This window comes from Nostoc commune NIES-4072 (assembly GCF_003113895.1).
Classification (GTDB): Bacteria; Cyanobacteriota; Cyanobacteriia; order Cyanobacteriales; family Nostocaceae; genus Nostoc; species Nostoc commune.
Map to the genome: position 1 here is coordinate 4,676,257 of NZ_BDUD01000001.1, position 25,684 is coordinate 4,701,940.

General features: G+C 41.1%; 27 protein-coding genes and 1 tRNA gene. 11 read left to right on the forward strand and 17 right to left on the reverse strand.

Going from position 1 to position 25,684, the window contains the following annotated elements:
* Window positions 1-64: 64 nt before the first annotated feature.
* Window positions 65-997 (reverse strand): glycosyltransferase family 2 protein, encoded by a 933-nt coding sequence (locus CDC33_RS20730; RefSeq protein ID WP_109010174.1) that lies wholly within the window; start codon window positions 995-997, stop codon window positions 65-67.
* Window positions 998-1,131: 134 nt separating this feature from the next.
* Entirely contained in the window at window positions 1,132-1,929 is a 798-nt protein-coding gene (locus CDC33_RS20735; protein WP_109010176.1) for a hypothetical protein, read from the reverse strand.
* A gap of 216 nt (window positions 1,930-2,145) precedes the next feature.
* Here CDC33_RS20735 and cobU point away from each other — a divergent pair, with 216 nt between their 5' ends.
* From cobU to CDC33_RS20750, 3 genes are all read left to right on the forward strand, one after another.
* Entirely contained in the window at window positions 2,146-2,712 is a 567-nt protein-coding gene (cobU, locus tag CDC33_RS20740) for a bifunctional adenosylcobinamide kinase/adenosylcobinamide-phosphate guanylyltransferase (RefSeq protein ID WP_109010373.1), read from the forward strand.
* Window positions 2,713-2,764: 52 nt separating this feature from the next.
* Window positions 2,765-3,169: a hypothetical protein gene (locus CDC33_RS20745; RefSeq protein WP_109010375.1), complete on the forward strand. Its 405-nt coding sequence runs from the start codon at window positions 2,765-2,767 to the stop codon at window positions 3,167-3,169.
* Between the two features lie 136 nt (window positions 3,170-3,305).
* A complete protein-coding gene (locus CDC33_RS20750; RefSeq protein WP_109006873.1) occupies window positions 3,306-4,133 on the forward strand; it encodes an IS982 family transposase in 828 nt (275 codons plus the stop codon).
* Window positions 4,134-4,338: 205 nt separating this feature from the next.
* On the opposite strand, the gene CDC33_RS20755 is transcribed toward CDC33_RS20750, so the two are convergent.
* Window positions 4,339-6,000: a glycosyltransferase family 39 protein gene (locus CDC33_RS20755; RefSeq protein ID WP_109010376.1), complete on the reverse strand. Its 1,662-nt coding sequence runs from the start codon at window positions 5,998-6,000 to the stop codon at window positions 4,339-4,341.
* A 496-nt stretch (window positions 6,001-6,496) separates the two neighbouring features.
* Here CDC33_RS20755 and CDC33_RS40590 point away from each other — a divergent pair, with 496 nt between their 5' ends.
* The gene (locus CDC33_RS40590) at window positions 6,497-6,745 is read left to right on the forward strand and encodes an EAL domain-containing protein (protein WP_244919300.1); all 249 of its coding nucleotides are present in this window, start codon (window positions 6,497-6,499) and stop codon (window positions 6,743-6,745) included.
* On the opposite strand, the gene CDC33_RS20765 is transcribed toward CDC33_RS40590, so the two are convergent.
* Window positions 6,719-7,549, reverse strand: a complete 831-nt coding sequence (locus CDC33_RS20765) for a GNAT family N-acetyltransferase (protein WP_109010380.1) — start codon at window positions 7,547-7,549, stop codon at window positions 6,719-6,721. The two genes, CDC33_RS40590 and CDC33_RS20765, sit on opposite strands and share 27 nt — an antisense overlap.
* Window positions 7,550-7,785: 236 nt before the next feature.
* On the opposite strand from CDC33_RS20765, the gene CDC33_RS41350 reads away from it, so the two are divergent.
* Window positions 7,786-7,920, forward strand: coding sequence for a hypothetical protein (locus tag CDC33_RS41350; RefSeq protein WP_280524427.1), 135 nt, complete (start codon window positions 7,786-7,788; stop codon window positions 7,918-7,920).
* A gap of 16 nt (window positions 7,921-7,936) precedes the next feature.
* Here the strand turns inward: CDC33_RS41350 and CDC33_RS20770 are convergent, their stop codons facing one another.
* From CDC33_RS20770 to CDC33_RS20825, 13 genes are all read right to left on the reverse strand, one after another.
* Complete coding sequence (locus CDC33_RS20770) at window positions 7,937-8,857, reverse strand: NAD(+) kinase (protein ID WP_109010381.1); 921 nt, start codon at window positions 8,855-8,857, stop codon at window positions 7,937-7,939.
* A 6-nt stretch (window positions 8,858-8,863) separates the two neighbouring features.
* On the reverse strand, window positions 8,864-9,169 hold the full coding sequence (gene nuoK, locus CDC33_RS20775) for an NADH-quinone oxidoreductase subunit NuoK (protein WP_006199065.1): 306 nt from the start codon (window positions 9,167-9,169) through the stop codon (window positions 8,864-8,866).
* 59 nt (window positions 9,170-9,228) lie between these two features.
* Window positions 9,229-9,843, reverse strand: a complete 615-nt coding sequence (locus CDC33_RS20780; RefSeq protein ID WP_109010383.1) for an NADH-quinone oxidoreductase subunit J — start codon at window positions 9,841-9,843, stop codon at window positions 9,229-9,231.
* Window positions 9,844-9,989: 146 nt separating this feature from the next.
* Complete coding sequence (ndhI, locus tag CDC33_RS20785; RefSeq protein ID WP_109010384.1) at window positions 9,990-10,574, reverse strand: NAD(P)H-quinone oxidoreductase subunit I; 585 nt, start codon at window positions 10,572-10,574, stop codon at window positions 9,990-9,992.
* A 75-nt stretch (window positions 10,575-10,649) separates the two neighbouring features.
* Complete coding sequence (gene nuoH, locus CDC33_RS20790; protein ID WP_109010386.1) at window positions 10,650-11,768, reverse strand: NADH-quinone oxidoreductase subunit NuoH; 1,119 nt, start codon at window positions 11,766-11,768, stop codon at window positions 10,650-10,652.
* A gap of 346 nt (window positions 11,769-12,114) precedes the next feature.
* Window positions 12,115-13,251, reverse strand: a complete 1,137-nt coding sequence (locus CDC33_RS20795; RefSeq protein WP_109010387.1) for a citrate synthase — start codon at window positions 13,249-13,251, stop codon at window positions 12,115-12,117.
* A 107-nt stretch (window positions 13,252-13,358) separates the two neighbouring features.
* On the reverse strand, window positions 13,359-13,853 hold the full coding sequence (gene sixA, locus CDC33_RS20800; protein WP_109010389.1) for a phosphohistidine phosphatase SixA: 495 nt from the start codon (window positions 13,851-13,853) through the stop codon (window positions 13,359-13,361).
* A gap of 261 nt (window positions 13,854-14,114) precedes the next feature.
* Window positions 14,115-14,456 (reverse strand): Vch_cass14 family protein, encoded by a 342-nt coding sequence (locus CDC33_RS20805; protein ID WP_109010390.1) that lies wholly within the window; start codon window positions 14,454-14,456, stop codon window positions 14,115-14,117.
* A 75-nt stretch (window positions 14,457-14,531) separates the two neighbouring features.
* Window positions 14,532-15,020 (reverse strand): PIN domain-containing protein, encoded by a 489-nt coding sequence (locus CDC33_RS20810; protein ID WP_109010392.1) that lies wholly within the window; start codon window positions 15,018-15,020, stop codon window positions 14,532-14,534.
* Window positions 15,013-15,264, reverse strand: a complete 252-nt coding sequence (locus tag CDC33_RS20815; RefSeq protein WP_109010393.1) for a UPF0175 family protein — start codon at window positions 15,262-15,264, stop codon at window positions 15,013-15,015. The genes CDC33_RS20810 and CDC33_RS20815 overlap by 8 nt, the downstream gene beginning before the upstream one ends.
* 108 nt (window positions 15,265-15,372) lie before the next feature.
* On the reverse strand, window positions 15,373-16,656 hold the full coding sequence (locus CDC33_RS20820) for a DHH family phosphoesterase (protein ID WP_109010395.1): 1,284 nt from the start codon (window positions 16,654-16,656) through the stop codon (window positions 15,373-15,375).
* Window positions 16,657-17,241: 585 nt separating this feature from the next.
* Window positions 17,242-17,424, reverse strand: coding sequence for a hypothetical protein (locus CDC33_RS39885; protein WP_146195846.1), 183 nt, complete (start codon window positions 17,422-17,424; stop codon window positions 17,242-17,244).
* Between the two features lie 92 nt (window positions 17,425-17,516).
* On the reverse strand, window positions 17,517-18,014 hold the full coding sequence (locus CDC33_RS20825; RefSeq protein ID WP_100898801.1) for an HNH endonuclease: 498 nt from the start codon (window positions 18,012-18,014) through the stop codon (window positions 17,517-17,519).
* 303 nt (window positions 18,015-18,317) lie between these two features.
* Here CDC33_RS20825 and alr point away from each other — a divergent pair, with 303 nt between their 5' ends.
* The 6 genes from alr to CDC33_RS20855 all read left to right on the forward strand — a co-directional run bounded on the left by alr (window position 18,318) and on the right by CDC33_RS20855 (window position 25,621).
* Window positions 18,318-19,505 (forward strand): alanine racemase, encoded by a 1,188-nt coding sequence (alr, locus tag CDC33_RS20830; protein WP_109010397.1) that lies wholly within the window; start codon window positions 18,318-18,320, stop codon window positions 19,503-19,505.
* 216 nt (window positions 19,506-19,721) lie between these two features.
* Window positions 19,722-19,803, forward strand: a tRNA-Leu gene (locus CDC33_RS20835).
* A gap of 918 nt (window positions 19,804-20,721) precedes the next feature.
* Window positions 20,722-21,789, forward strand: coding sequence for a response regulator (locus CDC33_RS20840; RefSeq protein ID WP_109010399.1), 1,068 nt, complete (start codon window positions 20,722-20,724; stop codon window positions 21,787-21,789).
* A gap of 66 nt (window positions 21,790-21,855) precedes the next feature.
* Window positions 21,856-22,245, forward strand: a complete 390-nt coding sequence (locus CDC33_RS20845; RefSeq protein WP_109010400.1) for a response regulator transcription factor — start codon at window positions 21,856-21,858, stop codon at window positions 22,243-22,245.
* Window positions 22,238-22,735, forward strand: coding sequence for a chemotaxis protein CheW (locus CDC33_RS20850; RefSeq protein ID WP_109010402.1), 498 nt, complete (start codon window positions 22,238-22,240; stop codon window positions 22,733-22,735). Before CDC33_RS20845 ends, CDC33_RS20850 begins: the two co-directional genes overlap by 8 nt.
* Before the next feature lie 60 nt (window positions 22,736-22,795).
* On the forward strand, window positions 22,796-25,621 hold the full coding sequence (locus CDC33_RS20855; protein WP_109010403.1) for a methyl-accepting chemotaxis protein: 2,826 nt from the start codon (window positions 22,796-22,798) through the stop codon (window positions 25,619-25,621).
* The last annotated feature ends 63 nt before the right edge of the window (window positions 25,622-25,684 follow it).

Sequence of the window (25,684 nt, forward strand, 5' to 3'; positions counted from 1 at the left end):
AGACGCGATTAATCGCGTCTGTACAGGAGTTAGGAGTAAAGCATTCAGAATTCTGAATTCTTCTTTATTTCTTATTTGATGTGGATAAAAGACCTTGAATAGCAGCATTTAAGTAACCAATCTGACCGTAAGCATATACAAGTTTGTCAAACCGTTCTGCTGGGTCAGAAAAATATTGCAATGCCTTATACAAGCCGCGCAGAAAGCGTTCGCTACCTCGCTGTAATTGAGCAATTCCAGCTTTACCAGCGAGTTGTTCTCGATAGCATTCACTGATACCTTGCCACCAGCCCCGGTTTAAAAACCAGGAGGGTTGGAGGCGTTCTGGAGCAACATTGTGAGCAACCAGCGCTTCAGGAAGATAAGCAACTTGCCAATTACGCTGTAGGGCAAATTCGGTCATTTGCAGTTCTTCATTTGATAATAAATTTTTTCCTACTCGACCAAGATGAGGATCAAAACCGCCAATTTCTTCTAGGAAACTGCGGCGGATGGAGTAATTCAAGCCTCTGGGTGTTAAGCCAGGTTGCTCGATGTAGATGATATTGTCACCCAAATCGTATGCACCGAGATTTGCAGCTAATCCTGGAGATAGCCACCGTGGTTGTTGAATTCCTGGAGGCCAAATGAGAGTGACTTTGCCACCTGCGATCGCCAGTTTAGAATTATTGTAATAGGCAAAATATAAAACCTGTAGCCAGCCCTTGCTAGCAACGGCATCGTCATCCAGATAAGCAAGAATATCACCACTAGCTACTTTTGCACCCGTGTTGCGGGCGACAGATAAACCAATGGTAGGTTCAAATACATACTTCAGGCGCGGATTGTGGGCCCTTTGTTCTACCACCTCACGAGTGCGATCGCTAGATCCATTATCAACTACCACAATTTCAAAGTCAGCAGCAAAATCCTGCGCTAGAAGACTATCAATTGCAGCCCCTAAATAGGTATCTCGATTGTGGGTACAGATAATGGCAGAGATTTGGGTGTCTGGCATAGCTTTTATTTTGGATTTTAGATTTGGGATTTTAGATAAAAATCTGAAATCCAAGGCACACCTGCTGAGAGTTAATCTAAACTAAAAATTACCGACCCACCAACCGAGTTTCTTCGGAAATAATCTTTAAAACTTTACGTTTGTTGAATATGACCGTGTAAAACAACAAGTGTTTGGGCCAGTTGACTCAGGCGGGTTTCCAAAGATTGCTTGCGTCCTAACAGTTGACGTAACTTTTGGTAACGCGCGATCGCCATGCTAACATTGGGAATCTGATCTGCTGGACATGGGCGTGACCAGACTTTACCAGTATCGTCTATACCACAGAGACGGTAGCCAGTAATAGATGATTGATAAGATACTTTCCCACCAGTGGCGCAAATTTCTTCTACGTAGTTCATCAGGCGGTCAACTTCTGCATGGCGCAGTGTTGCAGTTCCTCCTGCTTCTGGTTCCTTGGGATTAGATTCTAACCAGCCATTGACAATTGGCCCTTCTAAGTAAATATCCTGAATTTGCTTCAAAATATTTTGTAGTTCTATTTGCCACCCGGCGACAGTTTCTTGAATTTCTTGCAATAAATTCATCGCCAATCCTGGATTTGCTCCGTGGCGATGGCTACTAAAGCTCGGAGTTTTCAACTTGGGTAGGCTGGGTGTTTTGCTACCATCCTCTTGTGCTTGAAAGGTCTGCACAGACTCATGGTGAGGAAAGAAATCTTGTTCAGCAGGATAATCTCTCTTAGTGTCAACTGTTTGTTCTTCCTGAGAGGATGGAGTTTGTGTACTTTCTGTGGATTCGTTGGCTCCGACACTGATTCTAAAGGAGAAAGGCCGTTTTGTGGTTGAATCACCAGCTTCGGCGGCAGAGGCAGTGCCGCGATTCCCTAAATCATGTAGAGTTGCTTCTATGCGTTTTAAGCCTGCGTTCATAAAGACATCCTAAGGTTTGCTGTCCCCGATGGTGTTGGATAATTAAGAATGGGGTTGTTGGGATTTTCGGCTTTTGCCAATTGTCACATCAATGATGCTGGTGCTAATTTTATCTCTTAAAAGTTATTTGAAACTAAAAATTTTGCCGATAAAGTAAAAAACTGTGGTGATAAATTGCAACCGTAGGCATATTGTTAAAATATTCAGGAAACAACTTTGGGTAAAATCATTTTAGTAACAGGGCCAGCACGATCTGGTAAAAGTGAATGGGCGGAAACTCTGGCTATGCAGTCAGGAAAAGCAGTTGTTTACGTAGCAACAGCCACTGATAACCCAGATGACGAAGAATGGCATCAACGCATTTTAGAACATCAACAACGTCGTCCCCAAGACTGGCTAACTTTATCTGTACCTGTGGAACTGTCTGCTACCCTCGCTGATGCCAAACCTTATACCTGTCTTTTAGTTGATTCTTTAGGAACTTGGGTTGCGAATCTTTTAGAAGAGGACGAATTTAGCTGGGAAAACATCGTTGCAGAGTTGTTAGAGACAGTGGATCTGGTGGCTGCTGATCTGGTGTTTGTAGCAGAAGAGGTAGGTTGGGGTGTAATACCAGCTTATCCCCTTGGGAGGGCGTTCCGCGATCGCCTGGGTTCTTTAGTCCGCCAGCTAGGTGTACTTAGCAATACTGTTTATTTAGTTACAGGTGGTCATGTTCTCAATCTCAGCAGGCTTGGTTACCCATTGCCAAATAGAGGAGAAGTGAGGAGTCAAGATTCTTAACTATTAATTCAAATTAATCCAAAATCTAAAATTTAAAATCTAAAATTGTAATATGGCAACCAAACAAGAAGTTAGAGGATACCTTGCCTACTGGTTTCAGTTAGGTAAGAAAGTGATTACGAGCAACGGTAAGGCAAGCTTTTTGCCCCAATCGGTGCTAAATGGCGATCGCTATAGTGAAGAATTTGAAGAGTGCTGGCAAAAAATTCTCTCACCAGAATCGGGTGATTGTTACCTAGAAGGTACACATGAAACCATTGCTGAACTGTTGACACCAGCCTGGGAAATGCTACCTTGCAGTCGTTGCAGTATGCCAGTAGCTGCGCGAAACGTCGGGATGCCGGCGTTGTTATGCCCCTGTAATGATTTACCTAGCTGGCCTAATACTGAATTACCAGCACCGCGAGAGCCAATTAATACTCAAGAGCAACTTAAAATAATTAGCGATCGCTTATAGACAATCTTGCATTTTCTCAGTCGTCTTTAGACGACTTTCGCTATTAACCCAAGTTGCTAGTTACTCTTATGGGCGATCGCTTTGGGACAGTAAAGCAATAAAATGCCCTCCAAGAAGAGAAAATTAGGAGGGCTAAATGCTAAACGAAATAATTTCCATATATGCTATCATAGACGACCTGTTAAAGGCGATTGGGCATAATGAAGATTGTCGTCGAGAGATGAATGACGCAGAAATTATTACAACGGCAATAACATCGGCGATGTTCTTTAATGGTAATCATAGTAAGGCTTGTACCTATATGAAAGAACATAAGTTGATATCTAATATGTTAGAAAAGTCACGATTTAACCGGAGATTACACAGTGTCTCAATGTTAATCAACGACTTGTTTCATCAAGTGGGAATGGCACTGAAGGAAATTAGTGATTCCACTGAATATCTTTTAGACTCGTTCCCAGTGCCCATCTGCGATAACATCCGTATCTTTAATGTAAAAATAATACAGTCGGCGCAGTATAGAGGTTACATCGCATCGAAAAAACGATATTTTTACGGGGTTCGAGTTCAGTTATTAACAACCAAAAATGGTATTCCTGTCGAATTTGTGTTTATGCCTGGTAGTGCCAACGATGTACGTGCTTTAAATGCCTTACCCTTGAATCTACCACCTGGTAGTGAAATTTATGGTGATTCAGCTTACACCGACTACACGATTGAGGATGACTTGGAACAAACAAGTCACATTTCTTTAAAAGTCATGAGGAAAAAGAACTCCAAGCGTCAAGACCAGCCTTGGAATCAATATATTAAACAACATACTCGGCATTATATCGAAACTGTGTTTAGTAGTATCACTTGTGTTTTTCCAAAATCAATACATGCAGTCACTTATCAAGGGTTTTTACTTAAGCTACAAGCATTCATTTTTTCTTTTACTCTTCAACAAGCTTTTATTGAATAAGTAATTTATACAACTAATAGGCATTTAAGTAGCTGAATGCTGGCAACAATGGCATCGGCACGTTGGCGCTAGGCACCAACTTTGTTGTACGCGATCGCATGAATTGAGTGATAACAAGTGCATATCAGTCGATAACCAGCAACTTGGGTTATTAGACTGGTGAATTTATTCTGAGGCGGGCTAGATGAGAATGAAATAGCCAACACTATAAACTGCTAACTAATTTATTCTTAATTAAGATATTACGTCGGCGCAATTTAGGAGATTTGGCCAATTTCCAGACCGAATAATATTGATCACTGTAAACAATATCTGTCTTTAATTTATAATTTTCTTCGATTGTTTCGCGCCAATTCTCTGAAGGATTGAGTAAAAATACATCAGCAAACCCATCAGGTATTTTAGGAATTTGTTGTTTGTTCACCAACAAAAATCGCACTTTTGGTTCCAAAAGATAGCTTAGAGAAAAAACATTTCCATAATTATTGCCCAAAGCATCACTAACCAAAAGTGGACTACTCGTCTGATTGATGATTTGGGCAACTTGTGGATTGCCATAACTCATACCCTTATTCCACCAAGTTTCTGCCTGGGAACTCACCTTAGAAGAAATCAGTCCACAAATAATCACTAATGCTATGATTATCTGCCAAATGCTCCGGCGTGATCTGCTTCCATTATATATTTGCGTAGCTAATAGGTAAGCAACAGTTACTTGGATTCCTAAATAAGATGGTATAAAATATGGTTCAGTAGATAATTGAATGCTACCTGCACTTGACAATATTAAGGGTAGTGCTGGGACTACAATCAATGTGATGAGGAAAAACCAGACTTTATAGTTAGTTGTTAGACAAAGAAAACAAATTGAATATCCTATCAAAATTAAAAATATTGATGTAATTAAATAGTTTATAGGATTATCTAGCTTAAGGTCTATATCAAAAAAAATTCGGCTTAACTGCATCATTAAAAATGGAAATGTAGGTATCAAAGGTGGCTGGATTATTGTTTTATCTGCTGAAATCAAAAATTGAAAAAAGTCACCCATCACAATTGTTATCCAAGGCATGAAAGCTAAAAAACTTACCAGTGATACTAACAGATAAGTTCTGACAGTTTCAGTCAACTTAAATTTGGCAGCGATAATTACATAAATTCCATGAGCAAGTGCTACAAATGCACTCCAAAGACATGTATAGAGACTGATAGCTAAAGTTACTGCATAAATGCTCCAGATAGCGAATAAATCTGGTCTTTTTTGTTCTTTTACTGGCTCATCTTTATCTTGTGATTCCAGCCGCATTACTCGCAGCAGAGACGCGCTAGATAGTAATATGGTCACTAACCAGAGAATATATTCTTGTGCTTCTTGGGCATAAACTAGTTGAATTGGAGAAATTGCGATAAGTGCGATCGCTACACCTGGAACCGATAATGGCACATTAAATAATTCTCGGCATAGCCAATAAACACAAGGAAAAACCAGCAAACTGATGCAGGCAGATAAACTTCTAATCGCCGTCACCGAATTACCAAAGGTTTGCATCCATAATCTGGCTATTATGTAATAAAGCGGTGGATGATAAGGATCTTCTTTTGCCAAATTCATGATTGTGTCATTTAAGCTTTTTTGTTGATTTGCACCTTGAAACTGGGCAAAGCTTTCTCTAGTAATGACACGATTATTAAAAATTTCTTGTTTTACTTCAGTTGTTCTGTAACCAGAAATCCGCAATGAAGTATAAGTTTCATCATGGCAGTAAACTTTGTTGTCAAGGTTAAAAAAGCGAAACAATATACCCATCGTCAGTAAGAAAATAATTAAAAATCGCAACCAACTCGGAGTAAATTTGAGATGGCGCATAAGTAGGTTTCCTAAAAAGTTTTCTCAAATCATCTAATTAAGCGTACTAGATAAGGTGTCGTACCTAGCTCCGTCTTAGACATCGCTAAGACTTTAAGCAAAGCCTATTTGTTAAACATCGCCAACCGTATTTTTATTTGATTGGGAAGATTGACAATCAACACCTCTTCTTTATTAATTACGAAAAGAATTGGACAAGGTTGTATCAAATCTCGCAAAACTGAACTTGGTTTTAAAACCGAGATGTCAATGGAGTGTAAAATACACTAAGTGTGGCCACATCTGTGGTAAGCCAAATCTACAGCTACCGTGCATTGAGCGATCGCTTTGTCGGTTATAATTCTCAATTCTCTACCCTGTGAAAAGAGCATTACTTAATGGCAAACGAAGGATTGTTCTTTGCCTACAATCCAGGACAGTCTGTAGAAGGGGCGCGAATGATGATTTCGGTACAGGCTATTCTTCCTTAAGCCGTATCCATAACTTTCCCATTAGTGTGTTGAAAATTGACCGTTCCTTTGTCAGCCCGATAGATGCTAATGGCAAGAATTTAGAAATTATTGAGACAATTATCACACTGGCACACAAATTAGGTATGGATGTAACCGCCGAAGGGGTGGAGACAAAAGAGCAGCTAGCATTTCTGAGAAAGTTGAACTGTGAATGTGGACAAGGATATTTTTTCTCACATCCGTTGGATAACACCGCAGCAGTGGCATTAATCGTGACAAACGCTCAATGGTAAGGGTTTTTTGAAAGGATTTGGATAACGCCATCTGGCAAACTCTGCAACATTAGATATAGTTAAAAAATCAATAGTCTTAAACTGCCGATCAATAGCGGGAAGACTGCATATTTTAGCTCCAATGTTTAAGTATGCCTGCAAAATTTTAGGAATCTCAATATTACATAAATCTGGACAATTTGGAGGCAGTTCTAGACAAAATTGTGAATTTGGATTAACCAAAATACTTGGATGCATCAAACCATTTTGCCGAAAATAATCATAAGCACAAGCAGCTTGCCAAGGACATTGTGTTAGTAATGATGCACAACCAAAGAAATATTGGTTTTGACTCCAAATGAGATAATTTGCCAATCCTTCCCAGAGTAGTAAAAGTGCCTGACTATTGCGATATTCTTTAGCTATACATGTACGCCCAACTTCAACTGATGCCTGAAGCACAGAATTTGGAATCGCATTAAGATTAAATATATCGGCAGCATCAAAGCCTAATCTTTGAGAAGCCATTGTATAGGTTTGCATCCGATAAGTTCCAATGGTTTTACCCGTTTTTTTGGAGATTAGGATTAAATGATGGCAAACCGCATCAAACTTATCTATATCCATTCGGGTAAAGTTAGAAGCAGAAAATCCCAAGCCTAGTTCAAGATTAAAAACTTCAAAGCGCAACCGAAAAATTGATTCTAATTCTTCTTTGGTTGACGCCAGCCGTAGGGTATATTTTTCAGTTTGAAGGACGGGAAAATCTTCAAGAGCGGCAGGAGGATTAAGTGGGTAATTGATGTTGCGTCCAGAACCTTCCATCTATCTTCCTACTTAGATTTGCGAAAATATTCTACTAGGATTTAGGTACTATATAAATAGCTCACATTATGCATTAATGTGTCGAAGTGTGATTGAGACGGTTTTTGATAAAAAAACCTCTAGACAACTTTTTTACGCTCTTGGATTAGAGGTAGAGTGCTTTTATTATCGACATTAATTCCGAAAAAATCTGGCAATAAGATACAAAATCTTCCTTTGATGTACGCTATAAATACATGTCAGAAAACAAAGTCCAAATTAGGGCAGAAAGCCCCCGGATGAATCCAGGGGCTTGGGATGATTTTGGTTGCGATGCTTGCGGTGATCTAATTGCGATATGCGATCGCCTACGCCATCGCAATCTGCGGTAAATGCACTCTAAAATACTTAATTACGGTGATTATTGCTGTAGTGAACCCTTGTACCAGCCCAAAGCAACTTCTCCCGCAGCGTTTGATAGTAGGAATTGTTCTCGCGCAAAATAATAAATTTAGCCCGACAATCTGCCATCCGCACATCAACGCGGTGTCCTGGCCAAATTGAAGTCCCCAAAACCCCATCTGTCCACAGCTTGGTACTCAAATCATAATCCCCCAAAGGCCAAATACTCACCACAGAACCAGGGGGTAAAACAAGGGGGCGACTAGAAAGGCTCATTGCACAAATAGGAGTGATGGTAAGCGCCTCCATACCATCATGCATAATTGGCCCATTAGCAGAAACGGTGTAACCAGTGGAACCTGTAGGGGTGGAAATAATCAACCCGTCCCCGACGTACTGATCGACTACCTCACCGTCAATTTCCATTTCCAGAATTGAAGTAATCATCCGATCTGCGGAGGCGGGTTTGACACAAAACTCATTCAGAGCCAGATAATGCTCACTAACTGGTTCTAAATTAGCCCCGTGACCCTCATACACAGCAGCTTGTAACATCATCCGTCGTTGGATAGCATAGCGATCCTCAAACAGTCGATCCCAAACTTTCTCAGTATCCTGAAACTCTTCCACCGACTCAGTTAAAAACCCCAGATGACCTCCCACATTCACTCCCAGAATCGGGATGCCAGCTGGGGCTAAATGTCTGGCACCAGTTAAAACAGTACCATCGCCACCGAGTACCAAGGCGAGATCGATTGGTTGAGCCGCCGAAGCCAAAAAGACAGGATAGGGGTTGTCTTTCGGCCCGCTAGGCCCCATCAACACCTGGCACTCGCGGCTTTCTAGTTGTTTAGCACAGATTTCTGCCCATTGTTTACTCCGGGCATCCCGCGCTTTATAAGCAATGATTACCTGCTTGAGTTGCACGCACAATTACCATTTCAGGAGATTAAACTGCTCCATATCGACGGTATCACGGTTGCGATAAATGGCAAGCACGATCGCTAAACCCACCGCCGCCTCGGCTGCGGCCACGGTAATCACAAATACTGTGAAAACCTGACCCTTAATTAATGTTGAGTCGAGGAAGTTGGAAAATGCCATTAAATTCAGATTAACAGCGTTGAGCAGTAACTCAATTGACATCAGCACCCGCACAGCGTTGCGGCTAGTAATTAAACCGTAAATGCCGATACAGAACAAAGCTGCTGCTAGTAATAGAAAGTACTGGAGTTGCATGAATCTGAATATCCCTCCTGAAAAATCTGGCTATTTATCTACGACTCAGGTCGCAAATATTACTCTTTTGTTTCGCTGGTTGTTGATACTAGTTCTCTGGGGCGTTCTTGCAAAGTCAAAACAGTTTGCCCCAGTTTGGATGGTGTCAACAAGTCTGGCAAATACTCGCGGCGTGCCAAAATAATCGCTCCTACCATTGCTATCAGCAGTAAAATGGAAGCCAATTCAAAAGGCAGTAGAAAGTCAGTAAAGAAATGTTCTCCAATTAAAACTATAGAACTTTCGCCACCCGCCACAGGAGCAGCTGAGTAAGCCCAAGGAGTAGCCAGCACCATCGTACTTAAAAGACCGAACAATCCTATACTGACTAAACCTGTTAATACTTTCCGCACCCAGGAGTTAGGAAATGCTACAAAATTCTCCCGCTTGTTCACCAACATAATGGCAAACAAAATCAACACGTTAACCGCCCCAACGTAAATCAGTATTTGTGCCGCTGCAACAAAATCAGCATTTAGCAACAGGTAGATTCCCGCTATGCTAATGAACACACCCCCCAGCAAAAAGGCAGAATAGACGATGTTGGAAAACAGCACCACACCAATGGCCGCCCCAATCATCATCACGCCTAATATGCCAAGCGATACAAACTGTACTCCTTCCGCTAGATTCACTGTTTTTTGTCCTTAGTCAATCAATTTTGGATTTTGGATTTTAGATTTTAGATTTTTGTTTCAATCCAAAATTACAAATCACAAATTTGGATGGTCATTAGTCATTGGTCATTAGTCATTAGTTAAATAACAAAGGACAAATGACATTATTTTTCCGTTTGTTCTACCAGTTCTTCTGGACGCGCACCAGGACGCGGTGCATCTGCGGGTAGTCCATGTGGTTCGAGGACGCCTTTGGGTAGGTAAACTAGTTCGCGTAGTGGTGTAACCATTGGATCATCTGTTACCTTGTAGGGCAGACGACCTAGTGCTACGCTGTCATAGTTCAATTCATGGCGATCGTAAGTGGAAAGCTCATACTCTTCTGTCATGGATAGACAGTTAGTCGGGCAAAATTCCACACAATTACCGCAAAAGATACAAACTCCAAAGTCAATGCTGTAGTGGTTGAGTTTTTTCTTTTTGCTAGCTTTGTCGAATTCCCAATCTACTACAGGCAGGTTAATTGGACAAACGCGAACACAGACTTCGCAAGCGATGCACTTATCAAATTCAAAGTGAATTCTACCGCGAAACCGTTCGCCAGGAATCAGTTTCTCGTAAGGATACTGTACGGTAATCGGACGCCGCCGCATGTGATCGAAGGTGACAGAAAGCCCCTGACCAATGTAACGCGCAGCTTGTACTGTTTCTTTGGCGTAATCACCAACTTGTTTCAGGAACTTTAGCATTGTGTTTCATTCTCTCTTTTGGATTTTGGATTTTAGATTTCAGATTCAATCCAAAATCTAAAATCTAAAATTGGTTTACCCGCCGAAGGCGAAGGGAAAGGCTAGTTTTAGAGCGGCGGTTAATAGGAGATTAACCAAGCCAACTGGTAACAAAAACTTCCATCCTAAATCTAATAGTTGGTCAATCCGTACCCGTGGCACTGTCCAGCGCAACAGGATAGCGACAAACACTAGTAAATAGGCTTTGAACACGGTCATCGTAATCCCCAAAGCAGCAGTTACTATCTGGAACACAGGATTTAGTTCACTGACTCCCAGCCAACCAGCGATGAGGTTGAGGGGAATAGGAAAGTCCCAACCGCCCAGGTAAAGAATTGCTACTAGTAAGGAAGAAAGGATCAAGTTAACGTATGAACCCAGGTAGAAAAGACCGAATTTCATACCTGAGTATTCAGTCTGATAACCTGCGACGATTTCTTCTTCTGCTTCGGGTAAGTCAAAAGGTAATCGTTCGCATTCAGCTAGGGCGGCTATCCAAAAGATTATGAAACCGATTGGTTGCCGCCAAATGTTCCAGCCCAGAATGCCGTAGCCAGACTGTTGATTGACAATATCAACGGTGTCGAGGCTATTAGACATCATAGCGATCGCTAACACCGCTAACGCCAAAGGAATTTCGTAACTAATAGATTGCGCTGCTGCTCGCAAGCCCCCTAAGAGGGAGTATTTATTATTAGATGCGTAGCCAGCCATTAACAAACCAATGGGTTGAATGCTTGACAAGGCAATCCACAAGAATACGCCCATGCCGACATTGCTAATTACGATGTTCTGCCCAAAGGGGACGATCAGGAATGACAGAAACACCGGAATCACAACAATAATTGGGCCAAGGGTAAACAGCCAAGGGTCAGATTTGGCTGGTACTATATCTTCTTTAAATACCAACTTCAAACCATCCGCTACAGGTACCAGCAACCCAAAAGGCCCCTGGTATTCTGGCCCAATTCGCTGCTGTGCGGCGGCAGAAATCTTTCGTTCTAGCCAAGTAGCAACTAATACCCCCACTGTTGCCCCAATCAGCATCAGTATCATTGGCAGTGGCATCCAAATCGCTTTGGCTGTTCCTGCTGGTAAACCTAAATCCCGGAGGGATTCAATAAAAGTTCCTTGGAGGTCAATTCCTGAGTTCATGTTTCCACTCTTTAAGACATCGAGTCATAGTGAATTACAACTATTAGTTGAATTAATACCTGTAAATTCACCCATTTTTAATTTTTGCCCAGATGATGCTTGATAGAAGATTTGTCGCTAATTCCCATGCCTAGTATATCCTTGGATGGTTTTAGCCCTCTGAAGCGATATGAGAACTTCTACTTATGATTGGCATTGGGATTGGCTATTGAGGGACAAGGAGACGAGGGGGAGCAGGGGAGCAGGGGAGCAGGGGAGCAGGGGAGAAGTTACAGTAAGTTTTATCCCCTCTGCTTCTGTCTTGTGACCAATGCCCCATGCCCTATGCCCCATGCCCTATGCCCAATTACCGTTTGTCAATTGGGGTATAAGTAACTTCGTGCAGACCGTTGTAAACTTGAGTAGGACGGAAAATCCGGTTTTCTGCTAGTTGTTCTTTCCAGTGGGCTAACCAACCGGCAACACGAGCGATCGCAAATATTGGCGTAAACAAGTCTGTAGGAATTCCCATTTTTCTATACACCAAACCTGAGTAAAAGTCAATATTTGGATAAATTCCTTTGCTACCGAGTTTTTCTCCTACCACTTGTTCCATTTCTAGAGCAATATCATAGAATTTGTCATGTCCAAACTTTTCAAAGAGCTGTTCTGCCAGTCCTTGTAAAATTATGGCTCGTGGGTCTTTTACTTTATACACACGATGTCCAAAACCCATAATCTTAGATTTAGTTTGCAGACAATGCTCTATGTAGGGACGGACATTTTCTACAGAGCCAATTTTTTCCAACATCTGAATTACTTCTTCATTGGCTCCACCATGCAGAGGCCCTCCCAAAGTTCCCACTGCACTAGCAACCACAGCATAAGGGTCAGTCAAGGTGGAAGCTGTCACCCTGGCACTAAAAGTAGAAGCATTCATCGTATGCTCAACTTGAAGTATCAAGCAGATATCAAAAATCCGCGCCATCAGAGGATCGGGTTCTTTCTCATCGAGCATGTACAGGAAGTTAGCGGAATAGTCTAAGTCATCACGGGGACGTACCGGGTCATTGCCTTTTCGCATCAGTTGGAACGCTGCTACCATCGTAGGAATGGTAGCTATCAAGCGCACTACCGAATCTCGAATGTAGGCAGGGTTATGTAAATCCCGGAGCGAATAAAATAACCCTAAAGCAGCAGCAGAGGCTTGCAGCGCATCCATTGGGTGACCGCTTTCAGGAAAGCATTTCATCATGTCCCGAATGCGGTATTTTATCCGCCTGTGGTAACGAACTTCATGCTCAAATGTTTTCAGTTCTTCTTCGCTTGGCAGTTCGCCCCAGATTAAGAGATAAGCAGTTTCTAGGAATGTACTTTTCTCTGCTAGTTCCTCAATCCGGATGCCACGATATTCTAGTATTCCCTTTTGCCCATCAACATAGCTGATACTTGATTGGGCGGCGGGAATGCCTTCTAAACCAGGCTTGTATTCGCACACCATCATGGCACCACCATTCGCTTTGTGAAATATCTGATCAAGCTAACTTACCAGAAATTATTGTCGCTATAACAGTAGCCCTTCTAACAACAATTGGAAATGTTGAAAAACTGTTATAGCAGGTACTTGGGTGGTGTCAACCAAAACATCTGACTCCGACCCAGAGGAGAACCTGTTTCTGGTAGTTTTATCCCAATCATACCTGCTTTTTTCAAGACTAAGCTTCCTTTGACTTCTCCCCATAAAAGAATTTCTGCCCAATTGGTCAAATCAGGTTCGTGTCCAACCAGCGCCAGTTGCGTATTTTGGGAATAATTTCTTGGCTCTAACCAGTCTTTTAGCCAACTAGAAATTTGACCATCGTGGGCGAGGTGGCTAGATTCCTCTAATTTAGAGCTTAGTTTTTCTGCTATAAGAATTTCAGCCGTTTGGCGGGCCCGCACTAAGGGGCTGGTGAGAATCAAATCAAAGTTTAATCCCAATTTAACAAGTTTCTGGGCAACTTTCTCAGTTTTTTGCCTTCCTTCTTTGGTAAGGCTGCGTTCTTCATCCTTGATGCCTAATCCTTTGTCTTCGGCGATGCCATGACGAATTAAATATAGTTCCATACTTTGAATTTTGTTTAGCATAGCGGGGCGTGGCCCGTGCTTAGTTAGGATTTACGTCTGGTGTGAATTAACCTATCCTAATCTTAATCATTATTACGTATTCATTGATATGTGATCTGTCCGGTGCAACGCGGCGTTAGGTGTTCTAGTTACGGATATGACAACAGGTTTAAACCTTATTTAAAAATGGTAGGTTAGAGCGTTTTCAGAGAAATTGGTCTTAGGTTACGCTAACGCTACCCAAGTCAAGACTGGACAAAACTATAAAGACTCAAAAATCTGCTTTACTTGGCTCACAGGAGTTTTGTTCGAGAAGGTATGTAAAATTTTCCCCCGTATAGAACGCTCACGCAATTCAATTTCACCAGTGGTGTGGTTATAAGAGAAAGCATAGGGAGTGTGATTAATTTTGACCCAGAGTACATTCTTGGTTTCACCGTCACGAACCATAACCTTTATAGGTTCATTGTCTTTTCTCCAGACAATTGCACCTGCAAGCGCCAGAGAAATTTCGTTTACACCTCCAGCATGATGGTCAGCGCGTTCCATTACTCCATCGATATAGCTCTTTAAAGTCTGAATATCTGTTACTTCTAGTGGCATTCTTAACTCCTTTTTACCTTGAATCTTAACTAGTTTATATACGAAAACTTACCGTATATCTACTTAATCCAGTAATCAGGAAGCTTCACCTGCAAGTTTTAAAACAAATCGCTGTGTTTCATAATCTACACGAAAACCAAGAGAATTTAACTGATCGAGCAAAGGGGAGAGTATATTCAGATGTCCTGCTTGTTTTGCTTTGAGCAAAATACCCAGAGTACCTGTGAATGCAATATTTAACTCCTTCGCATAAGCCCTAGCTAATCCATCGTCTAAAATGGCTAGAGCATCCGTCATATTTACAGCAAGGGAAATAACTTCACGCTCACCCATACCCAAATTGGGTAAAGTAGGAATCAGTTGTTCGGCAGAGACAGGAACAGTTTTTACCCATGTAAAAGCATTCAAGTTAGGTAGCGAAACACCAAGAGCAAGCCCCTGCGCTATCTCAGAAGCTACACTAGGCGGAATAATCACTTGAGCATACAAATTAGATAATAAATCAAATAAGTTAAGCTGGTAGAGATATTGCACTGCTGAAGTATCAACAATCACATTAGGCACGAGCTAAATCCTCAATCAGTTCAGCCTCAGTGAGTTTGAAGGTGCTGATGTTATATTTTGCTAGTTGTGAAAGGAATACAACTTTGGGAATACCTGCTAAATTAGCTGCTGCTCCTGAAGAGAGTTTGCCAAGTTCGTATAACTTCATAGCAGCAGCGAGAAGAACTTCACCTTGTAACTGTTCTGGTTTTACATTGAGAGCCAATACAGTTTCTTCTGGAATAGTCAAAGTGAGTTGGTACATGATAATATATGCGCTGCTTTCTTTAGGATCATAATAACGCGCTCATAATAACCAAACACTTTGACTATTGCATAAGTTAGGAGTTCTCCCCATCTCCTTAATCTCCCTCTACTCCGACTGAATTGGGTTATCTCTAGGATTAACTAACCTCAGCAGTTTTTGCTTAATTTGAGCGTCGAATACTTCCCATTTCATTTTCGCATAAGCGGAATTTTCGTTGCTGCCAGATAAAAAGCCCATTGGAATTTCAAAGCCGCCTGCGCTTGTTCTTCCACCGCCGAAAAAGCGCCCTGCACTATCTTGTCCAAAGGCTTCTTTGATGAATTCATCGGGGTCAAGGGTCAGTTTGCTAGTTCTCAGGGAGCCAATGACTATTTCTAGTTCTTCATCTTCATCGTGAACAATACCGTAAACTACGGCGGTGTGAACGTTTTCTTCAGTAACAAGAAAATCAGCTGCTTGGGGGATGGCGTCACGGTCTTCGTAGCGTAAATAACCAACACCAGCGATGGAAAAGTTATTTTGGACGATGCGATTTTTTAGCGATCGCTCGATCACATCCATTACCCGCTTAGAACGATTCGCCTGTAAAATGGCGTTTAGCAGTTGAGCGTCATAAAATCGGCTTAAATACGCAGCTGCCATAAAGTCTTCTTCTTGCGCTTGCATTAACCGATCTGTATCCGATCGCAAGCCGTGCATCAAAGCAGTAGCGCATTTGACGTGTTGATTTATGCTGCTATCTAATGCCAATAATCCCGTTTGCAGGTATTGGGTAAAAATTGTTGCCGTCGCTCTGACATAAGGGCGGATATCCTCAAACTCTGATTGCAGATCGCCTTGGATACTGTGATGGTCGACGAGGACTATTAGCGGAATTCCAGCTTGCTGCACTGCTGACAGTAGCTGTGAAGTGGTTCCCTGGTTATCAATTAATACAAAACCTTGATAACATGACAAATCCTTGGTTTTCAAGGTTTGCGGTGTCCAGCGTTGGATAGGTAAATTAGTCAACCTTACCAAGGCAATATTTTCTTGATGACTTAATGCGCCGGCATAAATGATTTCACATTTGATATCATATTGCTGGGCAATTAACTGATAAGCCCAGGCACAAGAAAGGGCATCAGGATCGGGAAAATCTTGCAGAATTACAAGCTGGCGATCGTGTCGGTGTGCCAGAAGCGTTCTTTGCAGTTCTTCTGACTTTTGTAGTGCCAGGGAATTACCACGGTTATTAAGATATATAGCTCCTTCACCTACCGATGGCGGTAATGACGGAGTTTTAAATGAAACTTCCACTGGCGTTTTCTCTATTTCAGGTTCCTCTGGGTTTGGCTCTGTGGTCGATGACAAACTCTCAAACTGAGTAATGGGAGAATTCAAGTACATAGGGAACTTTTTTAAAGTGTGAGGCTTCTTTAGTTCAGAAATACCGCAATCAGCAATTCACTAAATTCAGCCACATTATTTTGATCTTCGCAAAAATATCAGGACATTGCACTATACATCTAAGTATATTTTTGTCAGTCACAGCAGCGCTTAATAATGGTCAATTAATGAAGTAAATTCTACTCTTAGACCTTATAGGTGCTGGAAACAAGAAAGTTTAGTATATAGGGCTTTATCTGACAGCATAAATCTGTTTAAGGAGCTTTTTTGTTTTTTTAAATTCAATGAGTGGGATTTTAATCTGACTTAGGGTATAATTTATATCTTGTATTTTAGCTCTACTCCTTGATATTTGAAATAGTCTTATGCTCAATACTCTCATTCTTGTGAGTATTGAGCAATTAACAATTATTTTTATTGAATGATGCGTGTTTTTTATCTCCTTTGAAAATTCTGATAATTTAGAGCAAAGTCTAGTACCGCAAGACGGAAGTCAAAAGGAGCCAGTGCGTTGGGCGGCTCTGCCGACTTGTTCGCGCAGCGTCTCCGACAGGAGAAGCAACTGGCGTTCAAAACGTCAAAAACCTATAATTTTGGGCTTTCTAGCTGTAATAAAATAATAGGTTTATTTCCGCCAACCTGTACTAGTGCAGGAAGACATAAGCTAGGGAGCAAGCCCCATACATAAATGTAGAGGCTTGAGCATTGAGGCATTGCGCCTGTTTGCCAGACGCGATCGCATTCATTCGTTGCAAGTAATATAGCCACCAATTTTTCAACAATCGATAACTAAAGTTATTAGCACTGTCTCAAAGCAAAAAGATGTTTCTTCTTTCTCCTTTGCTCCTCTACTTTTTTACTCAAAGACCTATAACATACTTTTGCCACTCTGTATGCAGTCCACTCTTAAGATGTTTACTAACCTCGAAATAGAGGCTGCTATAAGGTTGGCGAGGAGGATGACGTAAAGGCATGTGAGCTTCATTTGGAGTTCGACTACCTTTTTTAACATTGCAACGCACACAAGCAGTCACAATGTTCTCCCAGCTATCACCCCCGCCGCGCGATCGCGGTATTACATGGTCTAGGGTCAACTCATCCCCTGTATAACCACAGTATTGACACGCATGACCGTCACGGTGCAATATATTTCGGCGAGTCAGAGGAATTTCTTTATAAGGAACACGCACGTAATGACGCAACCTGATTACGGTTGGTAACGGAAAATCCGAGTATAGGAATTTCCCGTTATGTTCCACACGTTCTGCTTTGCCCTTAATTAAAAGAACCACAGCACGACGCCAACTCGTTATATTGAGAGGTTCGTAAGAGGCGTTTAAGACTAAAACCTTCCCCATTTATCTGCGCTCAGGGTATTAGCTTTACATAAATGTTAACACAAATACATCCTACTAGGGAGATGAGAATAAATTATACTTTCGGGATAATTCGGCAATTAAGTTATGAGTAAGAAGTTGAGAAGTTAGGAGCGTCTTTGCCTTTGCTCCCAACTGATAATTCTTAATTTTTACTTTACTACCACAACATCTTGTATCAATTCCAATATGAAGGTTACACTTCCTATTTAATCTGATCTCGCTTTAGTAAGCGGGTATAGATAACCTGGAAGTTTAGCCGTGGTGGGATAGGAGTCAGTACAAATGTTAAGTCGCAAACAAATCCCTGGTGTAGTTCCCAATCAGCAGTGCGACACCTACGCGTGGTTTTCGCAACGAGCTTGGGTAGAAATTGACTTAGAGGCGTTGTCGTACAATGTAAAGCAATTGGTACAGTTTTTATCGCCGCGTACTGAGTTGATGGCAGTAGTAAAAGCTGATGCTTATGGACATGGAGCGATAACAGTCGCCCAAACTGCAATCGAATCGGGAGCTAGTTGGCTGGGAGTCGCTACAGTTCCAGAAGCGATTCAATTGCGAGAAGGCGGGATTCAAGCGCCCATTTTGATTTTAGGAGCAACTCATACACCAGAGCAGATTCATGCGATCGCACATTGGAAACTTCAGCCCACACTTTGTAGCCCTAAACAAGCTTTGGTATTTTCCGATATCCTAGAATCCATGAATCATGGTTCTCTACTGCCCGTACATATCAAATTAGACACGGGAATGTCTAGGTTGGGAACTAATTGGCAACAAGCTGGTGAATTTGTGCAATTAGTACAGCGCTTACCACATCTATCTATTGCCAGTATTTATTCTCATTTGGCAACAGCAGATGATCCTGATACTACGGCAATGGAAGAACAGCATAGACGATTTGAGGAAGCGATCGCTCAAATCAAAGCAATGGGAATTGAGCCACCCTGCTTGCACTTGGCAAACTCAGCCGCCGCACTGACAAATCCGGCACTGCACTATGACATTGTGCGAGTAGGTTTAGCCGTTTACGGACTCTACCCAGCAACCCATTTACAAAATGCGATCAATCTCAAGTCGGTTTTGCAACTTAAGGCAAGAGTCACCCAAGTTAAAACAATTGCCGCAGGAACAGCTGTTAGTTACGGGCATAAATTTATTGCCCCCCGTGAACTTTGCCTCGCCGTCGTCGGAATTGGCTACGCTGACGGTGTGCCTCGCAGTCTTTCCAACAAAATGCAGGTGTTAATTCGCGGTCAGCGAGTTTCACAAATTGGGACAATTACAATGGATCAGTTGATGCTGGATGTAAGTGCTATACCCAATATCCAAGAAGGGGAAGTAGTCACCTTGCTAGGGGAACAGGGAAAAGAAAAAATTTCAGCAGACGATTGGGCAGAACAACTAAACACTATTTCTTGGGAAATTCTCTGTGGGTTTAAGCATCGTCTGCCTCGTGTTGCAGTTATGTAATTGGGCATGGAGAAGAGGCAGAGGGGCAGGGGGGAAAGAGTTCCCTAATAGGGGAAATGGTTAAAGGGGAAAGGGAAAGGATTTGAATTTACCTTTGCCTTTTAACCATTTCCCAGACCAAAAGAGAGATGATTAGGTTTATCCGAAAAGTATTGCCTCCCATTCCCCACTCCCTATTCCCAAAAATAATTTCTTATGGTATGATAATAAACTGATGCGGATGTGGCGGAATTGGCAGACGCGCTAGATTTAGGTTCTAGTTCCGAAAGGAGTGAAGGTTCAAGTCCTTTCATCCGCACTATATAATAAATTAAATTGCTTTATCTAGGCTGGTGCTTAAACTTGAGTTAGAATTTCAAGGATAATTGCCAGCCTATTTAAATATTGCATTGCCTAAATAGGACTTAGACCTCAGAAATCCTGCCTTTAAAAAGCTTGTCATTAGCAGATTTCTGTTCAAATATAAAACAGATGGATTTAATAACCTACTATTTTCGTATAGGACTCATATTTGATTTTTGAACAAAACTCAGTACACCTTTATTCCTTCTTCCCAGTCCCCAGTCCCCAGTTCCCAATCCCTTACCTTTAGGACTGATTCAGAAATCAAATCGGATTGCTATAGGTAGAGTACGTTATGTCTCTAACGCACTATTTCTTGTGCTTTCGGTGCGTTACGCTGTCGCTACAAAAGATAAGTTTTGTATTCTGTTTTATCTACGCTTTTAAGTGTGAATATTAAAAGATCAATTTATTATTATCAATAAACCAGTATTATTACTGTGGTCAAGTTGAAGCTACTCGACGCAAAGTAGCTTCATATACTGCTTACCTGATTAAAGACTAAATATAACTTCAGTGTAAATACAGAAGTTCAAATATATCACTATCTACAAAATCAGTATTATTCCTGTGGTCAGATTGGGGTTACTCAATGGAAAGTGGCTTCATCTAGTCTTGACATTTCTATGTCTTATTGTCCAAAAAGCCTGTAAATCTCAGTAACAGAAAGTAAGTTCATAATAATTTACGATTTTACCGAGATTTGATTATTTGAAAATAACGCTGTTTTCGTTGAGTTCCACCACAAAATCTAGAGATAAGCTGATGTACTTGAAAATACAAAATTTTGATGCTTTTTACTTGATTTAAATTGTGGAATAACTCTGTACGAATTTAGCTTACACGTATCGAATATAGCTGAAGTAAAAGCAAAATGAGCACAACTCCTATAGGTAGCTACAAGTTGTTCCAGAAACTACATCCGCTATCTCTGTTGGCACAATTAACCAGTCGGCGTGCTACAGGGTGCTTAAATATATTTACTGGAATAGTTTCTTGGTCAATTTATCTAGAGGACGGTAAACTTACTTATGCCTCCTATTCAGATAAACTGTTTGAGCGGCTTGACAGTCACTTGCGACGCTTAAGCCAGCAAATTCCTGCTCTTAACAGCGCTGCTCGTGTACAGATGCGGCTGATGTTTGAGACGAAGAATGAACACCAATCAATACCAAATGCAGATTACCAAGCTATTTGTTGGTTAGTAAATCAGGATTATATTACTTCTGTACAAGCAGCAAGCCTGATAGACGAATTAGCAAAGGAAGTACTGGAATCATTTCTATGTTTAAAAGAAGGTAGCTATGAATTCAGCCCAGAAAACTCTTTGGATGAATTACCAAAATTCTGTCGCCTAGATTTACGGTTACTTGTTGAACATTGTCAAAAGCAGTTACGAAATCGGCAAAATATCCAGTCATCAATTCCGGCTGGTGGGGGTTCCCAAGTTTTGTCTAAAATACAACCGTCTCAAGTTCAGCCACAACTGCAAATAAAACTTTGGCAAAAGTTCTCGTTACCAATCAATTTTGATATTGCTGAAAATAAGAAAAACACTCAGCTACCTGTTGGGAAGAAACTATATACAATTGCCTGCATTGACGATAGCCAAACAGTTTTAAATTCCATCAAACACTTTTTGGATGAAAACACATTTTCAGTTGTGATGATCAACGATCCTGTGAAGGCTTTAATGCAAATTCTTCGGAGTAAACCCGACCTGATATTGCTAGATGTTGAGATGCCAAGCTTAGATGGCTATGAGCTATGTTCCTTATTACGGAAACATTCAGCTTTTAAACATACGCCTATTATTATGGTGACTGGTAGAACAGGATTTATCGATAGGGCAAAGGCGAAAATAGTTAGATCATCAGGATATTTGACTAAGCCTTTTACACAATCAGAGTTGCTAAAAATGGTTTTCAAACATCTTGGTTAATTTAGTAGCAACCAATAACTATAACCAAATTTAATCGCCTTAAGTTATTTTTTAGGAGATTTAATAGTGAGTTTGACTTTACTTGGCACAATTCTAATTGTAGAAGATTCTCCCAGCGAATTAGAATTAATGAGCCATTATTTGAAAGAAAGTGGTTACAACGTAATTAAGGCAAGTGGTGCAAAAGAAGGTTTAGAAAAAGCTGTGTTAGAAAAACCAGATGCGATTGTTACTGATGTAGTAATGCCAGAAATGAGCGGATTTGAATTGTGTCGTTATCTGAGAAGAAATCCGATTACTGCAAAAGTGCCAATTGTAATTTGTAGTTCCAAAAATCAAGAAATTGACCGTTTATGGGCAATGAGACAAGGTGCAGATGCCTACATAACTAAACCATACACCCGTGAACTTCTGCTACGTACTATTAAATCAGTGGTAATTTTAATCAATGACTAGTATAAACATTACACTTCCTTCAAAAGAAACCCAAAATAATTTAGCAGACGGTTATCTAAAGTTTCAGCTAAATCAACAGACTGCTGCTGTTTTATCAATGAAACATACACAAGAAGCAATTATTGTACCTATTGAATCTGTAACCTCAATGCCTAATATGCCCAGTTGTATATTAGGATTAATGAATTGGCGGAGTCGGATAATTTGGGTTGTTGATTTGCCAAGAATGCTCAATTTAGAATCTTTAGATTATCGACTGCGACAATACAGTGCGATCGTTATCCAAGTGGAATCATTAACATTAGGTTTAGTTGTGCAAGAAATAAAAGGTACGACTAAGTTTATTTCTGATGATATTCATTCTCCTATCGGACAAGTGGCATCCAGTTTAGTTCCCTATTTATGTGGATGCGTTGTGCAACAAGAAGAAATATTACTGGTATTAGATGCTCAGGCAATTGTGCAGTCTTCTATTCTCCGCAGTGATTAGAGTTTATTACTAAAAGGGATTTTTAGTGTTCTTATTCACATAGTTAGGAGAATTACTTTTATGTTTAATAAAACCAATACGAATCAAGGTAGTGACGCTCAAAAACGAGCATCATTGATTTCATCCCAAAAAATAAATGGTAGTGTCATAAAGCTACCAGCTAAAACTACTAGTGAAACGGCTAATAATTCTTTCCTAAATCAGGCTATTGCCTCTTTTACAAAATTAGGATTGGCTAAGAAAGCAACTATTGTAGCGATCGCAATCGGTACAATACCAGTATTGGGCATCGGTGCGATCGCTTTTAGCTTTGCCAACAAATCAATTACTAAGGAAATTACCCAGTCTCAACAAACTGAAGCCATTGGCTTAAGTGATAAAGTTAACCGTTTCATGTTGGGGCGCTACGGAGATATTCAGGTAATATCAAGTTTACTTTTTTTGACAAGTCCCCAAGCTAGTGTAAGTATTACCACCCAAGATAAACAAGCAATCCTAGATGGAGTTATTGAAGCCTACAAAGTTTATGACAGCGTTGCTGTTTTTAATCGCCAAGGTAAGTTGATTGTCCAATCCACAGGCGAACCCCTAGACAACCAAAAAGACCGTACCTACTTTCAAGAGGCTTTACAAAAAGATACTCCTATTATCAGTAAACCTGAAGCAGCAAAAAATACTGGTGTAGTGAGTATTTATATAGCTGCACCTGTAAAAGAGCTAAGGACGGGCCAAACCATTGGTGTAGTAAGAGCGCGGATGCCCGTAAAATCTTTAGAAGAAGTCATCAAAAACTACGTAGTCAATGGACAACAATACCATTTGCTCGATGCTTCGGGAACAGTTTTCTTGAGTCCAGAAAAGGAATTATTAGGAAAAGAGGCAAAGGCAGAGTATTCTAATTTACCTAAACTAGTAGCAGCTAATAAGGTAGATAGTTTTATAGAAGTTCCCAAAACTGGCAAAAAAGAAGAACTAGTTAGCTACGTACCAGCTACTAAGTTAGATGGCTTACCAGATTTAAACTGGCAAGTACTTTTATCTACAGACACAGCAATTGTATTTGAGCCGCAAAGACAATTGTTGTGGATTATAGGCATTGGCACAGCAGTTACAGCATTGATTGTAGCTGCGATCGCATCTCGGTTAGCTAAACTTACTACACAGCCAATTTTAAATGCGACTGCGGCATTAGCAAAGCTTGGTCAAGGTAAATTTAATACCCGTCTAGAAATCGAAAGAGAAGACGAGTTAGGGGTATTGAGTGCAAATATCAACCAGATGGCCGAACAATTGCAGGTTTTAGTTAAAGAACAAGAACTGGACGTTGAAGGGGCAAAACTACTAACAGATATTACCCTACGAATTCGGAAAACTCTTAAAACTGAAGATATTTATCGAGCAGCAGTAAAAGAAGTTCAGCGATCGCTAAAAACAGACCGGGTAATCATTTATAGTCTAAATCAAACTAATGGGAATGGCGTTGTCGTTGCTGAATCGGTAACTGATAATTGGCCGCAAATGCTCGGAGTCAAAATTGACGATCCTTATTTTCGGGAACGTTATGTAGAAACCGATCAGTATGGACACGTGCAAGCAATTGCAAACATTCATCAAGACCAAAGCTTGAAAAATGCCGTCGGTTACATCCAACTTTTGGAAAAATTTGCTGTCAAAGGTAATTTGATCGTACCAATTCTTGGCGAAGGACAGCTTTTATCCTTATTAATTGCTCATCAGTGCGAAACTCCTCGTGTTTGGCAACAGCCGGAAATTGACTTGTTTCAACAGATAGCAACTCAAATCGGCTATGCCTTAGAACAAGCCAAGTTATTAGAAGAGATACAATCTAGGAATGTTACAGTAATCGGTTCTGGCGACGAACTGCATCAACAAGAAACACTGCAACAGCAACTTTTACAACTGCTCAATGAAGTAGAAGGTGCAGCCAGAGGCGACTTGACAGTACGTGCAGATGTAACGGCTGGGGAAATAGGCACTGTTGCCGACTTTTTCAACTCCATTGTCGAAAGCCTCCGGGATATTGTTACCCAAGTTCAAGCAGCTGCTACCCACGTTAATAGTGCCATTGGCTCTAACGAAGGAGCCATCCGCCACTTAGCAGAAGAAGCACTCACCCAAGCTGCCGAAATCAACCGCACCCTCAATGCTGTTGACCAAATGACCCTATCTATGCAAGGTGTAGCCGAAAGCGCCGAAAAAGCTGCCTTCGTTGCCAATCATGCGGCTTACACTGCTACTAAGAGTGGACACGCGATGGATTTAACAGTACAAAACATCCTGTCTTTGCGGAAAACTGTGGGTGAAACAGCTAAGAAAGTGAAACGTTTGGGAGAATCTTCGCAACAAATTTCTCGTGTGGTTTCGTTGATTAACCAAATCGCTATTCAAACTAACTTACTAGCCATTAACGCAGGTATTGAAGCAGCGCGTGCGGGTGAAGAAGGTCAAGGTTTTGCCGTAGTGGCTGAAGAAGTCGGCGAACTAGCAGTTAGGAGTGCCGCAGCCACCCAAGAAATTGAACAAATTGTTGAAAATATCCAACGAGAAACCAGTGAAGTGGTACTAGCGATGGAAATAGGCACTACCCAAGTTGTAGAAGGAACTCGAATTGTGGAGGAGGCTAAACAAAGTCTGAGTGAAATTTTGGATGTATCGCGTGAAATTGACTCCTTAGTGCAGTCGATTTCTACTGCAACTGCATCTCAGGTTGAAACATCGCAAAGTGTTAGTCAATTGATGAAAGATATCGCTGCTGTATCACAACGCACTAGCGATTCTTCGCGCCAAGTTTCTGAATCTCTGCAACAAACTGTAGAGATTTCCCATCAGTTACAAGAGACTGTCGAGGCTTTCAAAGTTAGTTAAGTTTGTCATTAGTCATTAGTCGTTAGTCATTAGTCATTAGTCCTTTGTCCTTTTACCAATGCC

Bases quoted from the DNA above. Each gene is read 5' to 3' on its own strand.
- sixA (WP_109010389.1), bottom strand. From the start codon at position 13,853: ATGGAACTATATTTAATTCGTCATGGCATCGCCGAAGACAAAGGATTA.
- CDC33_RS20795 (WP_109010387.1), bottom strand. From the start codon at position 13,251: ATGATGGTGTGCGAATACAAGCCTGGTTTAGAAGGCATTCCCGCCGCC.
- CDC33_RS20825 (WP_100898801.1), bottom strand. From the start codon at position 18,014: ATGGGGAAGGTTTTAGTCTTAAACGCCTCTTACGAACCTCTCAATATA.
- CDC33_RS41350 (WP_280524427.1), top strand. From the start codon at position 7,786: ATGTCAGAAAACAAAGTCCAAATTAGGGCAGAAAGCCCCCGGATGAAT.
- CDC33_RS20735 (WP_109010176.1), bottom strand. From the start codon at position 1,929: ATGAACGCAGGCTTAAAACGCATAGAAGCAACTCTACATGATTTAGGG.
- CDC33_RS20745 (WP_109010375.1), top strand. From the start codon at position 2,765: ATGGCAACCAAACAAGAAGTTAGAGGATACCTTGCCTACTGGTTTCAG.
- CDC33_RS20840 (WP_109010399.1), top strand. From the start codon at position 20,722: ATGAGCACAACTCCTATAGGTAGCTACAAGTTGTTCCAGAAACTACAT.
- CDC33_RS20855 (WP_109010403.1), top strand. From the start codon at position 22,796: ATGTTTAATAAAACCAATACGAATCAAGGTAGTGACGCTCAAAAACGA.
- CDC33_RS20805 (WP_109010390.1), bottom strand. From the start codon at position 14,456: ATGCCACTAGAAGTAACAGATATTCAGACTTTAAAGAGCTATATCGAT.
- CDC33_RS20730 (WP_109010174.1), bottom strand. From the start codon at position 997: ATGCCAGACACCCAAATCTCTGCCATTATCTGTACCCACAATCGAGAT.
- CDC33_RS20815 (WP_109010393.1), bottom strand. From the start codon at position 15,264: ATGTACCAACTCACTTTGACTATTCCAGAAGAAACTGTATTGGCTCTC.
- CDC33_RS20850 (WP_109010402.1), top strand. From the start codon at position 22,238: ATGACTAGTATAAACATTACACTTCCTTCAAAAGAAACCCAAAATAAT.
- CDC33_RS20765 (WP_109010380.1), bottom strand. From the start codon at position 7,549: ATGGAAGGTTCTGGACGCAACATCAATTACCCACTTAATCCTCCTGCC.
- CDC33_RS20750 (WP_109006873.1), top strand. From the start codon at position 3,306: ATGCTAAACGAAATAATTTCCATATATGCTATCATAGACGACCTGTTA.
- nuoK (WP_006199065.1), bottom strand. From the start codon at position 9,169: ATGCAACTCCAGTACTTTCTATTACTAGCAGCAGCTTTGTTCTGTATC.
- CDC33_RS20820 (WP_109010395.1), bottom strand. From the start codon at position 16,656: ATGTACTTGAATTCTCCCATTACTCAGTTTGAGAGTTTGTCATCGACC.
- alr (WP_109010397.1), top strand. From the start codon at position 18,318: ATGTTAAGTCGCAAACAAATCCCTGGTGTAGTTCCCAATCAGCAGTGC.
- nuoH (WP_109010386.1), bottom strand. From the start codon at position 11,768: ATGAACTCAGGAATTGACCTCCAAGGAACTTTTATTGAATCCCTCCGG.
- ndhI (WP_109010384.1), bottom strand. From the start codon at position 10,574: ATGCTAAAGTTCCTGAAACAAGTTGGTGATTACGCCAAAGAAACAGTA.
- CDC33_RS20755 (WP_109010376.1), bottom strand. From the start codon at position 6,000: ATGCGCCATCTCAAATTTACTCCGAGTTGGTTGCGATTTTTAATTATT.